Here is a 15,086-nt window from a genome sequence, read left to right on the forward strand (position 1 = left end):
TACAACAAAACACGGTTAGTAAAAACAAAATGGAGTTTAAATGAAAAATTGGGAATAGTAAAACTTGTGACAAAACAATTATAACTAAGAGGATGGTGTAAGTTTAATGATGTTTTGGAATTGGGGTATTGGTTCCCGTGGTAGAAGAGCTAAGTCAGGTTGGTTTTCAGGCAGGCTCATTGGTATATTGCTGCTGACCGTCACTTTAATGCTGAGCTTGCCGAATACCAGTTTGGCAGTTGGTAAAGACGCTCATGGACCAGATGTATTTATTATTCAGGGAATGCTTAAATCGCTCGGTAGTTACTCAGGAGAAATTAATGGCTACTACGATAACTTGACAGTTCAGGGGGTTAAACATTTTCAGAAAACTCATGGGCTGCCAGTTACTGGTGCGGTAGATAACCGTACGTTAAAGTCGATCCTATATTCTTATGATCATCTAAAGATGCCAACTAAGCTCCGAAGACAAGGCGGGGGCCAAGGCCAAGGCGGAGGCCAAGGCCAAGGTGGAGGCCAAGGCCAAGGCGGAGGTCAAGGCCAGGGCGGAGGTCAAGGCGGAGGCCAAGGCGGAGGCCAAGGCCAAGGTGGAGGCCAAGGCCAAGGTAGAGGACAAGGCCAGGGCGGAGGTCAAGGCGGAGGCCAAGGCCAAGGTGGAGGCCAAGGTGGAGGCCAAGGCCAAGGTCAAGGTCAAGGTCAAGGCGGAGGCATAGATCAAGGTCAAGGACAAGGCCATGGCAAAAGTGGAGGCCAAGGTCAAGGTCAAGGTCAAGGCGGAGGCATAGATCAAGGTCAAGGACAAGGCCAAGGCAAAAGTGGAGGCCAAGGTCAGGGTGAAGGTCAAGGACAAGGCAAAAGTGGAGACCAAGGACAAGACCAAGGCGGAAACCAAGGCAAAAGCGGTGGAGGCCAGGGCCAAAACGGAGGTCAAGGGAAAAATGGAAGCAATGTTCCTGAAACGGGCAATGGCAATGGTAACAGCAACGCACCAGGTAAAAGTAAGGGCAATGAGAATGCCCCAGGCAGCTCTGAATAAAGCAAACTTTCGCTAGAAGAACGGGGATGTCCTGAAACCATGGAAGTGGCCGATGGATAATCCCCTTTTTCGTAGATGCTCACTCCTCATTCATTTGAAATTTGAGGGGAACGTAGGTATCTTATTAATGAGAAAAGAGCTAAATTAGTGGTTTAAGGGAACGTCAGTGTCTTATTTTGGTGAAAATGAACATAATTCAACTGAAAAGCATCAAATTAAAGAAAATAGCGCACTGACGTTCCCCAACTCGGTGAAATGGCATAGAATTACACAAATAAGGTATCTGTGTTCCCCTTCTTTTAACAAAACACCTAAAACAACAGTTTTTATGTCATTTTTTCATTATATGATAGGAAGTATAGTAATTTTTTAGCTATTTTGACATTAGACTATCAATAATAGCGGATAAGCAATTTACTATAATAGATATTATTTATTTTATGTTATCATTGTAATTTCCAAGCATCGTATTATACTTTATTGAAAAGCATGTACTGAGAGGTGTTTCCAATACAACCTATATTTGAAACAGAAAGGTTAGTTCTAAGGCCATTTGAATTAACAGATGCAAGCAAAGTACAGGAACTCGCTGGGGATAAAGAAGTAGCTAAAACAACATTATCAATTCCATATCCATACCCTGATGGGGCGGCTGAATCTTGGATTAGAGGTTGTAATGAGAGATCAAAAGATGGTAGCGGATTCCCTTTTGCTTTGGTTGATAAAGACAAGCATTTATTGATAGGCTGTATGAGTATAAATGTATCCATACCACACAAAAGAGGTGAACTTGCCTATTGGTTGGGAAGACCTTTTTGGGGGAATGGTTACGCTACTGAGGCAGCAATGTGTTTAGTTGCTTTTGGGTTTAAGGAATTGGAATTAAATAAAATATGGGCAGCTGCGATGACTAAAAATCCCGCCTCTACCAATGTTATGAAAAAGCTTGGGATGAAATTTGAAGGAGAATTTAAAAAGCATATTTTAAAGTGGAACGAGTTTGAGGATGTAATTTATTACGGAATGACCAAAGATGATTATGACAATATGAACTTATAAATAAAACGGATGGCCATCCTTTTTGTTTTACTAATAAGCCAAGAAAAGAGGCACAGATGAAAATCCATCTGAGCCTCTTTTACAATACCGTCTAAACTAAATCGCAAGCATCGGCTGGCATCCAATGAGCATCTTTTCCATCCCATTTAACATTGCAGCCAAGTGGATTAGTCAATGGTTTGCTGATTGGCTTGCCTGCTAAGTGTTCTTCTAGTGCATTGTCTAAATCATTGATCGTAACTTTGCTGGAATCCTTGGGATTATCGACTGCTCGACCTGAGTAAACCAGGTTGCGATCTTGATCGAACACATAGTAATGTGGCGTTCTCAACGCACCGTATGCGAGAGCGACTTCCTGCGATTCGTCTCTTAAATATACCCAAGGGAATTGTTCCTTCTCCATGATAGTTACCATATGTTCGAAGGAATCCTCGGCGTATGTATTAACGCTATTTGAGTTAATTCCAACAAATTGCACACCTTGCTCTTTAAAACGATTCGCTGTTTTCCTAGTTAATTCATTTGATCCAATAACATAAGGACAGTGATTGCAAGTAAACGAGATGACGAGTACCTTAGCGTCTGCAAAATCATTCAAACTATAGGTCTTACCATCCGTTGCTGGCAATGAAAAATCAAGCGCATGATCCCCTAAAGCTAATGTAAATGACATTAAAAATCTCCTCTCGAGTTACATTTGATTCATACTGTTAACGGGCAACTTGTTTCTTTTCCATTCAAATGAAATCCGCGAGAAACCTCGCGTTTTGGTGGAATGGAATCCTTAATTGTTGCCCGTTATCAGTATAATTAAAGCTGATTATCGCCTGTGCTTTGGAAGAATTCGATGATTTCGCCATCTAAGCCTTTGCAAAAAGCAATAATGACCGGTGTTGGCGGGTTGTTGCTGATAACTATAGCCTTCGGTTCAACGGTTATTTCTGCACCTGCAGCCCGAGCGGCTTCAATCGCGATTGAGACATCATCCGTGCGAAAAGCCATGTGGATCATAGAGCTTTCCGGTTTAATTTCCTTAGAGCCGCCTGCAAAAATCTCAAGATAATTGCCGTCTCCAGTATCCAAGAGAACTCCGCGACCGTCGCCTTCGCCCCAGCTCAAACGTTCCTCAAAGCCAAAGCCTTCACTATAAAATTTTACCGAAGCTTCAAAATCACGCACCTTTATCGCAATATGGTGAAAGCCTCCGCCACCGATTTTATTATTAGTTCCCAATTGAATAGCCTCCTTAGGTTTTTTCTCTTTTAGAATACATGAAATCCAACAAAAATGGTATTAGTTACCTTGAGGTAAGTGAGCTGTTATTTAAATTTTCAAAAGAAAAGTGTACACAAATGAACCTAAATGAACTAATATATAATAATATGAACCTAAATTGCTAAGGGAGCTGTCTATATGGAAATCCGTTATGCCTCACATCCAAATGAAGTTAAGAAATTTGAAACCACCCGATTGCGTGAAGAGTTTCTCATTGAAACCTTATTCGTTCCAGATGAGCTTCAGCTAGTTTACTCTCATGTCGATCGCTTTATCACAGGTGGAGTTATCCCTTTAGCTAATGCTATTAAGCTTGAAGCAGACCCTAAGGAGATGGGAGCAGCTTATTTTCTAGAGCGTAGAGAGATCGGAATTATTAATGTCGGGGCTGTTGGTTCTATTACTGTGGATGGGATACTGCATGAAATGAAGCCAAAAGACTGTTTATATATCGGACTTGGTGTGCAAGAGGTAATTTTTGCGAGTGTAGATGCTGCAGCACCTGCTCGGTTTTATTTCAACTCGACCCCAGCTCATCACGCTTATCCTACTGTTAAAGTTGAGATTGAGAATGCGACTCCGGTTCATCTAGGCAGTCCTGCAAGCTCGAATGAACGCACGATTTATAAATATATCCATACGGCTGGTGTGAAAAGCTGTCAATTGGTCCTGGGTTTAACAATACTAAAGCCCAATAACATGTGGAACACGATGCCTTGCCATACGCATAATCGGAGATCTGAGGTATACTTTTACTTTGACATGCCTGCGGACGGAGTTGTATTTCACCTTATGGGTGAACCTGAAGAAACGCGTCATCTAGTTGTGCGCAATGAGCAAGCGATTATCTCGCCAAGCTGGTCGATTCATAGTGGTGTGGGTACAAGCAATTATACGTTCATTTGGGGGATGGCTGGAGAAAACCAGATTTTTGATGATATGGACGCAGTAGCTATGCAAACGTTAAAATAAATTTAAATACTTGTTACTGGTTAAGGGGAAGGTTACAAGTTGCCTTTTAACAGGATAATTGAAATGGCGGTTTTCGTATGAATGCAATTCGGCGCTATGAGAAGATTATGGAAGTGCTTTTGGCGAAAAAAGAAGTGACGGTGCTCGAATTAAGTGAACAGCTGCAGGTCTCAGGAAAAACAATTCGTGAGGATCTAGGCAAGCTGGAGGAGCAAAAGCTGCTCATGAGGGTGCATGGAGGTGCGATGCTAGCCCAAAGTGACCAGCTGGGAATTCTTTCTACTCGCGAGGCCAATATCAAACATAAAGCTGAGAAGATAGAGATAGCAGCAAGAGCGCTTCAGTATATTCAGCCTGGTGATGTGATTGCTCTGGATGGTGGAAGCACGATTCTTGAGATTGCCCGGAGGTTGGATAATCAGCCTCTTACCGTCATCACCAATGATTTATACGTAATTAGCGAACTGATCGCGAAGGATCAAATTCGACTCGTTGTACCGGGCGGTTACCGTGTTCGCAATATTCTTGCTGGAGATGAGGCAGTCGCCTCTATTCGTCGTTTAAATGTGAAAAAAGCATTTGTTTCAGCAACTGCCTTACATTTGGAGTATGGCTTATCGATTTATACGGGGGAATTGCTTGCTTTTAAGCGAGCTTTGGTTGAGTCTGCTCAAACCACTTATGCGGTCATCGATCATTATAAATTTGGTCAAAGCGCCTTGCACACTTTTGCGAAACTATCAGATATTGATGTGATTATTACCGATGAGGGATTATCTGTTGAAACGGCCGAAGCTTATAAACAAGCTGGAACGGTGATTGATTACAAAAGAAAAGGGAGTGCGCAATGAGCTCATTTGATTTAAGCGGAAAGATTGCTTTAGTAACAGGGGCATCTGGTGGATTAGGTCAAGCCATGGCTATTGGACTTGCAGAAGCAGGGGCTGACATTATTGCTTTATCGCATTCAGAAAGCCATGAAACCGTAAAGCTGATTAGAGCATTGGGCAGAAAAGCAGAATTGATCGCAGTCGATCTAAGTGATGAAGCATTATTGGATGGAGTTTTTGCTCAAGCTTTAGGTTTATATGGTCGAATTGATATACTCGTGAACAATGCGGGAATCATTCGGCGCAAGCCAGCTGCGGAGCACTTAAGACAGGATTGGCATGATGTGCTGGATTTGAATCTCAATAGTTTATTTTTCCTAAGCCAGCTTGTTGGTAATCATATGATTGAACGAGGCAGTGGTAAAATTATTAACATAGCCTCCATGTTAACTTATCAAGGCGGGATAAATGTACCTGGTTATACAGCAAGCAAGCATGCAGTAGCCGGTGTGACCAAAGCGCTGGCCAATGAATGGGCGTCTAAAGGCATTCAAGTGAATGCGATTGCTCCAGGTTATATGGAAACGAACAATACAGCAGCGATTCAAGCAGATGAGAAAAGATATAACTCGATTCTGGAGCGGATTCCGGCAGCTAGATGGGGCAAGCCTGAGGATATGAAAGGGCCAACTGTGTTCCTAGCTTCGGCTGCTTCAGATTATATGAATGGTCATGTGCTTAGTGTGGATGGCGGTTGGATGGCGAGATAATTGTTTTAAATAATCTAAATGAGGTGCTTTAATTGAAAAAATTTAATTACCTACAGCAAATTGCTGATGCAGGCGTAGTGGCTGTGCTTCGCGGTGATTCACCTGAGGAAGTTGTAGCCATGTCGGAGCAAGCTATCGCAGGGGGAGTTAAAGTAATCGAAATTACGTTAACGGTTCCTTTTGCACTAGAAGCTATAACCCAATTAGCCAAGCGTTACTCCAGTAAAGATGTGATTGCGGCTAATTATGCTTTAATTGGAGCGGGGACGATTCTTGATCCAGAATCAGCTCGGGCGGCTATGCTGGCGGGAGCGGAGTTTATTGTCGCACCATGCTTGAATAAAGCAACAGTGCAATTATGCAATCGATATAGAGTTCCGATTATGCCGGGTGTCATGACAATTCAAGAGGTGCAAACTGCGCTAGAGCTTGGTGTAGATGTAATGAAGCTGTTTCCCGGCAATCTTTATGAGCCGTCGATTATTCCAACGATTCGTGGCCCATTGCCGCAAGCTAACCTAATGCCTACGGGAGGCGTGAACTTGAACAACCTCAAGGATTGGATCAAGGCTGGAGCATTTGCTGTGGGGATTGGCTCCGATTTGACTAAAGAGGCTGTAAAGAATAAAGACTTTAGCTTGATTGCCAAAAAAGCGAATGAGTATAGAAACGCTTTTTTACAAGCTAAAAAGGATTTGAAATAAGGAAAGGGGGCAGGTTCTATGAGAGTAGCGTTTATATCGGATATTCATGGTAATGCAGTCGCCTTGGAAGAAGTATTAACAGATATCGCTAAGAAGAATATAGATAAAATTTACGTTTTAGGGGATTTGTGCTACCGCTGTCCGGAGCCGAAAAGAGCACTCGATTTAATAAGAGCATTGAATACCGATGTCATAAAAGGAAATGCAGATGAATGGGTTATTCGTGCTGTTCGTTTAGGTGAAGTTCCAGATAAAGCTCTAGAGATGATGAACCTTGAGCGAGATTGGGTCAAATCACAATTAGAGCAACCCGATCTTGATTATTTAGAGCAGCTGCCGACAGAAATTAACTTCTGTATGGAAGGGATTAATATTCACCTATTCCATGCTACTCCGGATAGTTTATTTGAATTTATTCTTCCTGGCGTGGATGACGAAACCTTGCATTCCAAGCTGATGTCAGCTAATGAGGATGCGCAAATTTACATATATGGCCATATACACAGATCTTATATTCGCTATCTTCGAGGGAAAATTGTGATTAATACAGGAAGCGTAGGCCTGCCTTTTGATGGGCTAGCTTTGGCTTCCTATGCAATAGTAGAAATTGTTGAGGGGAATATTAGTACCTCTATTGAACGTGTAAGCTATGATGTTGAAAAAGTAGCTGAACAATACAAAGCACTGAATTACCCGAACGCAGAAATGATGATAAAAATTTTACGAAATGGCAGCTTATAAACGATATTTATAATAATCCTGTGCGTGTACCACTTTGAAACCAACGGATTCATATAATCCCAAAGCATGGTCATTCTTAGTTTCAACCTCTAAATGGATGGAATGGCCAGCTAAGCTTTGTTCTCTAATGATTCGACGCAAGACTTTCCTGCCAATACCCCTACCTTGATACTCAGGCAAAATCGAGAATCCATATAACCACGCTTGTTCAGCATCTAAGCTCACGCGAATTTTCCCCACGGTTTCTTCGTTCACTTCAATCATATACATATTGTCCTTATCCCCGCTGGTTCTGCCTTCCATGGCTCTAGCATCTTCTTCGCTTTCACCGAACGCCTCCATAGACAAACGTACGCGCATTTCTAAATCATCTTCTATGGTAATACGCAATTGGATGCCATCAACTTCCTCAACAATACCTTCTTGCCATTCCATTTGATGTTCAGAGAAAGCATAATCAGCAGCTGTATGATTCAAAAAAGCTTTTGCAGCATCAGACCCAGCAGGTGCGTTCAACAAAATTTTCTTGTATTCGTTGTGTTTTGCGGTTTCAATACCTTGTTGGAATAAGCGCTTGAAATGACCTTTGCGACGTTCACTTGGTTTAACCATTCCACATATCTCGACAGTTGAACCAAAAGCATACAGGGCTAAAAATGCTTGAAGCTCTCCATTCTCATATATAAAAAAATCCATTTCATTGTTTTCACGGTTTCTTAGCATCTCCCAGTTAAGCTTTAATTGGATGTGATCATAGGCTTCGCATTCTTTTTGCAGCTGTGCAATATCTTGTAATTCCTGGATGGTTGACATAGTAGCCTCCTTTTTTTCTTCTAATATAACATGTAAAAGGGTGGTCTGTAACTGCTGCTGAAGGAGCGATTTCCCTTATTGTGGGAGAGACTCTTTTCAAAGGTAGTATAACATGATATATTTACTTATATCGTTTGCATAGCATTTGTGATTCTATAGGGGGATGAATGAGTTGGCGCTAGAATCCAAGCCGATTTATGAGCGGATATTTGATTCGTTACGTGGTGAGATTGTGGGGAAAGTTTACAATATAGGTGATCGCGTGCCTTCGGAGAAGGAATTGGCTGATGCTTTTAATGTGAGCCGAATTACTAGCAAGAAGGCGCTTGAGTTGCTGGCTAAAGAAGGCTTGATTGTCAGAATGCCTGGACGAGGCTCGTTTGTAATTGAAGCTGGCACTGCAGAGAGAGTGGAGAATGTACCGGATGAATGTGTGAAGCCATTATTAATTGGGCTTGTAATCACAGATTTTGGCAATACCTTTGGCACAGGAATGATCTATGGTATGGAAAGCAGCTCGGCAGAGCATGACAGCTTTCTTTTGCTGCGCAGGTCTTTCGGTATCCCGGAAAATGAAGAAAAAGCGATTCGTGATTTTCTCAATCTAGGTGTAGACGGAATTATCGTGTTCCCGGCTCAAGGTGAATTCTATAATTCAGAAATCCTCAAGCTGGTCATTCAGCAGTTCCCTTTGGTTTTAGTAGATCGCCATTTAAAAGGGGTGGCTGCTGCATCTATCTGTACAGATAATGTGAAGGCTGCGAGATTAGGCACGGATCATTTATTGGAGCTTAAACATAAACATATTTGTTTGCTGACCCCACCGCCTATGGATACAACAGCCATTGAGGATAGAATTGAAGGCTTTATTCAATCGCACGCAGAACGTGGCGTGATGGTAGATCGAACGCTTTGGCTTGATAAAATTACCTCGACACTTCCGAACTCCTTCCATACCGTTAATATGGACAAGGATATCCAGATGATTAAAGCGCATCTACAGCAAAATCCACACATTACTGCTCTATTTGCCATTGAATATAATATTGCCTTGCTCGCCAAAGCCGCGGTAGAGTCGTTAAACAAACGAATCCCAGAGGATATCTCGATTATTTGCTTTGATAGTCCTTCCACTACGCTAGGCAGCGGATATCAGTTTACTCATTTAATGCAAGCGGAAGAGGAAATTGGTAAGCTTGCAGTTGAAAATGTACTGAAATTAAAGCATGGTGAAAAGGTACCGAATCGAGTGACATTGGATGCTAAGCTTGTTATTGGTGTATCTACTGCAGCTGCAAGACAATAACGCAATCGTTCGAAACTAAAGGTGGTTAAGTGCTTTGAGAAAAATAATGTTCACAGGTGGCGGATCATCTGGACATGTTTCAGTCAATTTAGCGTTAATTCCTCACTTTCAGCAGGACGGCTGGGCAGTGGAGTATATAGGTTCAGAGAATGGGATCGAGAAGGAGCTAATCCTCCCGCTTAAGCAGGTGAAATATTTCAGTATTGCTACAGGAAAGCTAAGGCGATATTTGGATTGGAACAATGTGAAGGACCCTTTTAAAGTTGTAAAGGGGGTATTTCAAGCCTACCGCATAATCAAGAAACAGAAGCCCACTATTCTTTTCTCCAAGGGTGGTTTTGTGTCTGTTCCGGTTGTACTTGCTGCATGGCTGAATAAAGTTCCAGTTATTATCCATGAATCGGATATTACGCCTGGCTTGGCTAATCGAATCGCGATTCCTTTTGCAACAGGTGTTTGCACCACATTTCCTGAGACAGCCCAGCATTTGAAATCTGCAAAAACACACTTTGTCGGGGCCATTATCCGGGATGAGCTAAAGCAAGGCAATAAAGCGCGAGGCAGAGCTTTCTGTCAGCTTAACTCTAGCAAACCCGTATTACTTATTATGGGTGGCAGTCTCGGTGCCAAACGGATTAATCAAACGGTGCGAAGCGCTTTAAATAAACTTACGGACACTTTTCAGATTATTCATCTTTGCGGAAAAGGGCAGGTTGACCCCATCTTGCAATCACCTTATTATAGGCAATATGAGTATATCAATCATGAGCTTCCTGATGTTCTAGCGATGACAGATGTGGTTATTTCGCGAGCAGGGGCGAATTCAATTTTTGAATTTCTGGCTTTACGAATACCCATGCTGCTAATTCCGCTTTCCAAAGCCCAGAGCCGTGGCGATCAAATTTTAAATGCACAGTCTTTTGCAGCTGCCGGTTATTGTGAAGTACTTAATGAAGAAGCGCTAAGTGCAGAAGCTTTGGTAACTGATGTACATAGAGTCTATGAGCAACGCCAAACCTACAAAGAGAAGATGGGGAAAGCACCTGAGCGGGATGCTCTATCCTTACTTTTTAAATTTATTAAAAAGACTTCTAAAAAAGGATAATGGGGTTAGGGGGTTAGTTTATATGAGGCAAGCTAGGATCAATGAAATCATACATGCCTACAATCAATTAGATAAGAAGGATAAGAGTATGTTTGATCATGCCATATTGTGTTATAATGCTAAAGTTTTCCCAGATTCATTAACAGAATTGAATAGCTGGAACGAGCTGGAGTTGGATACGCTTGAGAAGGTTACCTCCAACAATTGAGCAGCTTATGAGAATCATGCTCGTAAAAAAGGAACAGCTAAGAAAAACCCAGATCAAGCGGATGCCATGGAAAAAACTAAAAGCAACCTTTCAAATAGCTGAAATTGATAACATGTCCGACCATTTACGTAATATACGGATCGATCGCGAGCGAGTGGTTGTAGCTCAAACACTCGACAACATCGGTGTTACGTCTATTTTCAATACGAAAAATCAGTCTCATGTTAATCTACTCCAAGCTGCATTGGGCAATTCGCAACAGCTCAATGATTTACTTCGCGAATCAAGCGCAGAGTCCAAGCTGGCACTTATCCGTAATTTACAGTTTTTGAAGCATATCCCGAATGATAAAAGACTACAGCAATTGTGCAAGGATCTACTTGAGGAATTAGGAATGCATGATGAAATGATTCACTTAACGGAGATGATCTAATGATTAAAAAAGCCGTAATCCTCGCTGCAGGCATGGGGAAGAGATTCCAGCCTATCACACGAGTCATACCGAAACCAATGCTGCCTATCGGCAATAAACCTACGCTCGACTTTATCATTAAGGAATTAATCGATTCAGGTATTGAACAGATATTAATTGTGGTGGGTCATCGCAAAGAAATGATAGAAGAGTATTATCGAGATCGTGTGGAAATTGAATTTGTCATCCAGAATAACTTAAATGGGACAGCGCCAGCCGTGCTTCTTGCAGAAGATTTTGTTAATGGGGAAGCCTTTGCATTATGTCTATCTGATGAGATTGTGGAGTCTATTGTGCCTTGTACTAAACAGCTGATGGATGTATATACCCGGAATAATGCTTCCATGGTAACGGCAATTGAAGAGACGACTGCGGTGAAAATACATAGCTATAATTCCGTAAATATGACTGAAAAGCAAGGTAATATAGCGAAAATAAGTTCCATTATAGAAAAGCCGCAAGGCTCATCTCCTTCTTTGTTTACTTCGATTGGCCGTTACATCATTGCTCCTGAAATTTTCAACATAATTAAATCGCTGAAGCTTGAAGAAACAAGAGAATTATATTTAACCGAAGCCTTTAATCTGCTATTGAAGGATAATGCTGCTTATGGGCTTTTCTTTGAAGGAAAGCGCTGGGACATTGGGACCAAAGAAGGCTGGATCGAAACCAATGTAAGATTAGGTTTAATTGATTAACTATTTAGCCTAGATTTTTAATGGATAATCTAAATATACATGGGAATAATAGTAACATCTGAAAAGGAGGGATTAAATGGACGCTAGTATGAGTGTAGTAGATGTGCTTACCAATATTCAGGAGCTTAAGAATAGTGGGCAGTCCCTAAACAAGAAAAAACTAAAGCAATCCCATCCAGAGCTCATTCAGAATGCTTTGTTTTACTTCCCAAGCTGGGAGCACGCCTTACAAAATGTAGACTCCATATAATCTCGTAATGCTAAAAAAGAAGCTTAGGTCACAGTGACCTGAGCTTCTTTTTGAGTTGTAATTAGCTTATGCCGGATCGAGTTTAACAATCTTACCCGCATTATTTAGCTTGTATTTCACTGCATGTTTGTTGAGCTTTTTAGCTACTATCTTGGCTTCGAAGGTTAGCTTGTCCCCGATTTCCAGCTCTAATTTCTTCATGCCGGTACCATGGCTTGTCCAAGCTGATTCAAGCACAACTACCTCATTCTCGAATGAAAAAGAAGCAGGCTCGAAAATAATAACTTCATCATCTGTATCACTGAATGGATTAGGCACTGATGCAAATTGAGAAACGGTTGCGTCGAAATTCAGCTTGCCCTCCGGTAAAGTAATCGGAGCTTCCTTCGCTGCTTTCTCAGCTTTCTCAGCTTTTTCAACAGGCTTTTTCTCTTTCTTTTCCGCTGTTTTTTTCGCTGGTTTAATTTCTGCCTCACCATCTAGGGCTAGCTCTTCTAATTCGGGCTCTAGCAGCTCACCGTCATCTTCCGGTTTCCCTTTACCGAATTGGCCTGTTTGCATTTCTCTTAAGTAAGAGGGATGAATATTATGTAGTTGATCACCAATTTGAATCACTGCAAAAACAAGATCCGCATAACCGACTATCTCACACGCTACATCCATATTCTGACCTTTGTAACGGTATTCCTTCTGTTTAGTTGCTTTTTGTGGCAACAGTCCCCAATCCTTGCAAAAAGCCATAGCTTCATCTTCATTCTGGAATGCGGTATATTGTTCCGGTTTAACCCAATGTGGCATGTATGTTCCTCCTTTTGTTGACCTAAAACTATTTTAACATTTTTATTGTGAAATGGAAAAAGAGTTAACGATTGTTTTAAAAATAAAATTATCGGGTAATAAGTGTAGTGTGTTTAATACATACTATTAAAATACTGATAATCGGCAACTTATGGCCAATTAACAGTGATAGAAGGAGTGTGAGCATATGTCCAAGGATTTCCTAACAGCAGTTAAAGAGAGACGCACGTACTATGCGATAAGCAAAGAATCTACAGTCTCAGATGAGCGTATCTTAGAAATTATTCAGGATGCGGTCAAGCACACACCATCTGCTTTTAATTCTCAAAGTGCACGGGTGGTGTTATTATTAGGCCAACATCATGATAAATTATGGGATTTCACCAAGGAGGTCTTAAGAGCAATTGTTCCTGCAGATCAGTTTGAGGCTACGGACCAACGAATAAACGGCTTTAAAAACGGTTATGGTACGGTATTGTTTTTTGAGGATTACAAGGTGATTGAAGGAATGCAAGCTCAATTTGCAGCCTATCAGGATCGCTTTCCTCATTGGTCCGAGCAATCCTCTGGGATGCTGCAATATGTAATTTGGACCTCACTTGAAATTGAAGGGTTCGGAGCTTCAGTCCAGCATTACAACCCTTTAATTGATGAGAAAGTGAAAGCAGAATGGAAAATTCCGGAATCCTGGCAGTTAATCACACAAATGCCTTTTGGGAAACCAACAGCTCAGCCAGGCAACAAAGAATTCCAGCCATTAGAGGAACGAGTGAAAATATTCAAGTAAATAAACGAAAAGCGGCTAGTCTTCTAATAAGAGACTAGCCGCTTTTCTTGGTCAAAGCTTATTTAAACTCAACGCCAAAGCCAGATGTACGCAAATATAAGGGATAGTTGATAATATCATTGCTGCCTTCTTTAAAATATTGCAAGCTTGCAGGAGCCTTTAATCGTATAGCATATTTGCCAGCAGTAATAAATTTGCCATTCGTGCCTCTTTGATTCCATGGAACGATCACGCTATACCCTGCACTTTTGCCTAGAGTACCAGTTGCTCTTGGCAATTTATAGCTGTAAACCAGCTCCTGCTGTTGATAATTAGCATCCGCTTTATATACCTCGAAGGTGAGATCATAGGGCTGAATAATGATATTATTTGCACTTGAATTGGCTACAGCGATTGAAAATGATGAGATTTCTGTTAGCGACATTTGCCCATTATTCACAAAATTAGATCTAGGAGCAAAATAAATCGCAACAGGATCACCCCAATTAGTATCCAACTCAGTATACGGATATTGCTTCACAGTATCATGAACAATAACACTTAAAGATTCCAGCTTACGGTCATTCATACCAACAGAGGTTTTAAAAGGACGGATGTCCCCAGGCTCTGGTTTGTCAATATCTTCATTAAGAATGTACATGAACAACGAGGCGGCAGTATTATTTTCCTTGATAGCTGAGTAGTTCAATTCAATCGTCTTTCCGGTTAGATCTTTATTAATTTGAATGGTGCCGGAAGTAAGAAATTCATTACCGTTTTTATCTTTGACTACCTTTAGATTGCTAATAGTCACATAGCCCTCACTGTCTTTAAGCGTAAGACCTGTATTAATTGGTGCAGCAGGACCTTCATAGATATCAATTTTATTCAAATAGCTAGTTATACTGGATGATGGCGAGAAGGTTACGGTCGCTCCCATAGCATCTGTAAAAGCACGGAGCGGGATATAAGCTTTGTTATTGTAATTAATAACCGCGTTATCTCCTGAGCCGTCAATTTCTTTGACCGTATCGTTGATATGAAAAAGTACACGACTTGGAAAAAGGTAAGCTTGAATCGTATTAGCAGCAAAAACAACTGTAGATATAGAAAGCGCAATTCCAATCATGAAACCGATGATATATTTTCGCATTATCACACTACCTTTCTACTATATTAGACGCCGAAGATAAGATAATGTTTCTCTCATTGGAAATCCAGTTGATTTAACGCTATAATCGTTAAAGGAACGTTTACCCAATAAAATAATAAGGAGTCCTCAC

General features: G+C 41.3%; 19 protein-coding genes. 14 read left to right on the plus strand and 5 right to left on the minus strand.

Annotated features, from left to right (window positions below; genetic code table 11):
* Positions 1-106 precede the first annotated feature (106 nt).
* On the plus strand, positions 107-1,036 hold the full coding sequence (locus tag EHS13_RS10735) for a peptidoglycan-binding domain-containing protein (RefSeq protein WP_227013886.1): 930 nt from the start codon (positions 107-109) through the stop codon (positions 1,034-1,036).
* Between the two features lie 510 nt (positions 1,037-1,546).
* The gene (locus tag EHS13_RS10740; RefSeq protein WP_155705301.1) at positions 1,547-2,095 is read left to right on the plus strand and encodes a GNAT family N-acetyltransferase; all 549 of its coding nucleotides are present in this window, start codon (positions 1,547-1,549) and stop codon (positions 2,093-2,095) included.
* 91 nt (positions 2,096-2,186) lie between these two features.
* Here the strand turns inward: EHS13_RS10740 and EHS13_RS10745 are convergent, their stop codons facing one another.
* Positions 2,187-2,768, minus strand: coding sequence for a thioredoxin family protein (locus EHS13_RS10745; RefSeq protein WP_155700332.1), 582 nt, complete (start codon positions 2,766-2,768; stop codon positions 2,187-2,189).
* A gap of 137 nt (positions 2,769-2,905) precedes the next feature.
* Complete coding sequence (locus EHS13_RS10750) at positions 2,906-3,328, minus strand: VOC family protein (RefSeq protein WP_155700333.1); 423 nt, start codon at positions 3,326-3,328, stop codon at positions 2,906-2,908.
* Between the two features lie 180 nt (positions 3,329-3,508).
* Between EHS13_RS10750 and kduI the strand changes: the two genes are divergently transcribed.
* The 5 genes from kduI (at position 3,509) to EHS13_RS10775 (ending at position 7,387) form a co-directional block, all read left to right on the plus strand.
* Positions 3,509-4,342: a 5-dehydro-4-deoxy-D-glucuronate isomerase gene (gene kduI, locus EHS13_RS10755; protein WP_155700334.1), complete on the plus strand. Its 834-nt coding sequence runs from the start codon at positions 3,509-3,511 to the stop codon at positions 4,340-4,342.
* A gap of 77 nt (positions 4,343-4,419) precedes the next feature.
* A complete protein-coding gene (locus tag EHS13_RS10760) occupies positions 4,420-5,193 on the plus strand; it encodes a DeoR/GlpR family DNA-binding transcription regulator (RefSeq protein WP_155700335.1) in 774 nt (257 codons plus the stop codon).
* A complete protein-coding gene (gene kduD, locus EHS13_RS10765) occupies positions 5,190-5,942 on the plus strand; it encodes a 2-dehydro-3-deoxy-D-gluconate 5-dehydrogenase KduD (RefSeq protein WP_155700336.1) in 753 nt (250 codons plus the stop codon). Before EHS13_RS10760 ends, kduD begins: the two co-directional genes overlap by 4 nt.
* A gap of 32 nt (positions 5,943-5,974) precedes the next feature.
* On the plus strand, positions 5,975-6,646 hold the full coding sequence (locus EHS13_RS10770; protein WP_155700337.1) for a bifunctional 2-keto-4-hydroxyglutarate aldolase/2-keto-3-deoxy-6-phosphogluconate aldolase: 672 nt from the start codon (positions 5,975-5,977) through the stop codon (positions 6,644-6,646).
* An 18-nt stretch (positions 6,647-6,664) separates the two neighbouring features.
* Entirely contained in the window at positions 6,665-7,387 is a 723-nt protein-coding gene (locus EHS13_RS10775; RefSeq protein ID WP_155700338.1) for a metallophosphoesterase family protein, read from the plus strand.
* Here the strand turns inward: EHS13_RS10775 and EHS13_RS10780 are convergent.
* Positions 7,382-8,200, minus strand: a complete 819-nt coding sequence (locus tag EHS13_RS10780; protein WP_155700339.1) for a GNAT family N-acetyltransferase — start codon at positions 8,198-8,200, stop codon at positions 7,382-7,384. The genes EHS13_RS10775 and EHS13_RS10780 overlap by 6 nt on opposite strands.
* Before the next feature lie 163 nt (positions 8,201-8,363).
* Here EHS13_RS10780 and EHS13_RS10785 point away from each other — a divergent pair, with 163 nt between their 5' ends.
* From EHS13_RS10785 to EHS13_RS36385, 6 genes are all read left to right on the plus strand, one after another.
* The gene (locus tag EHS13_RS10785) at positions 8,364-9,506 is read left to right on the plus strand and encodes a GntR family transcriptional regulator (protein ID WP_155700340.1); all 1,143 of its coding nucleotides are present in this window, start codon (positions 8,364-8,366) and stop codon (positions 9,504-9,506) included.
* 46 nt (positions 9,507-9,552) lie between these two features.
* On the plus strand, positions 9,553-10,611 hold the full coding sequence (locus tag EHS13_RS10790; protein WP_155705302.1) for an undecaprenyldiphospho-muramoylpentapeptide beta-N-acetylglucosaminyltransferase: 1,059 nt from the start codon (positions 9,553-9,555) through the stop codon (positions 10,609-10,611).
* Positions 10,612-10,633: 22 nt separating this feature from the next.
* Complete coding sequence (locus tag EHS13_RS10795; RefSeq protein WP_155700341.1) at positions 10,634-10,819, plus strand: hypothetical protein; 186 nt, start codon at positions 10,634-10,636, stop codon at positions 10,817-10,819.
* Positions 10,794-11,252, plus strand: a complete 459-nt coding sequence (locus EHS13_RS10800) for a hypothetical protein (protein ID WP_155700342.1) — start codon at positions 10,794-10,796, stop codon at positions 11,250-11,252. The genes EHS13_RS10795 and EHS13_RS10800 overlap by 26 nt, the downstream gene beginning before the upstream one ends.
* Positions 11,252-11,989, plus strand: coding sequence for a sugar phosphate nucleotidyltransferase (locus EHS13_RS10805; protein ID WP_155700343.1), 738 nt, complete (start codon positions 11,252-11,254; stop codon positions 11,987-11,989). Before EHS13_RS10800 ends, EHS13_RS10805 begins: the two co-directional genes overlap by 1 nt.
* A 76-nt stretch (positions 11,990-12,065) precedes the next feature.
* Positions 12,066-12,239: a hypothetical protein gene (locus EHS13_RS36385; protein ID WP_193571492.1), complete on the plus strand. Its 174-nt coding sequence runs from the start codon at positions 12,066-12,068 to the stop codon at positions 12,237-12,239.
* Positions 12,240-12,305: 66 nt separating this feature from the next.
* On the opposite strand, the gene EHS13_RS10810 is transcribed toward EHS13_RS36385, so the two are convergent.
* A complete protein-coding gene (locus tag EHS13_RS10810; protein WP_155700344.1) occupies positions 12,306-13,037 on the minus strand; it encodes a hypothetical protein in 732 nt (243 codons plus the stop codon).
* Between the two features lie 187 nt (positions 13,038-13,224).
* On the opposite strand from EHS13_RS10810, the gene EHS13_RS10815 reads away from it, so the two are divergent.
* Entirely contained in the window at positions 13,225-13,824 is a 600-nt protein-coding gene (locus EHS13_RS10815) for a nitroreductase family protein (protein WP_155700345.1), read from the plus strand.
* 58 nt (positions 13,825-13,882) lie between these two features.
* Here EHS13_RS10815 and EHS13_RS10820 read toward each other — a convergent pair whose 3' ends face one another.
* Entirely contained in the window at positions 13,883-14,956 is a 1,074-nt protein-coding gene (locus tag EHS13_RS10820) for a hypothetical protein (RefSeq protein ID WP_155700346.1), read from the minus strand.
* Positions 14,957-15,086: the final 130 nt, after the last annotated feature.

The sequence above is a fragment of the Paenibacillus psychroresistens genome, assembly GCF_009728935.1.
Classification (GTDB): Bacteria; Bacillota; Bacilli; order Paenibacillales; family NBRC-103111; genus Paenibacillus_AC; species Paenibacillus_AC psychroresistens.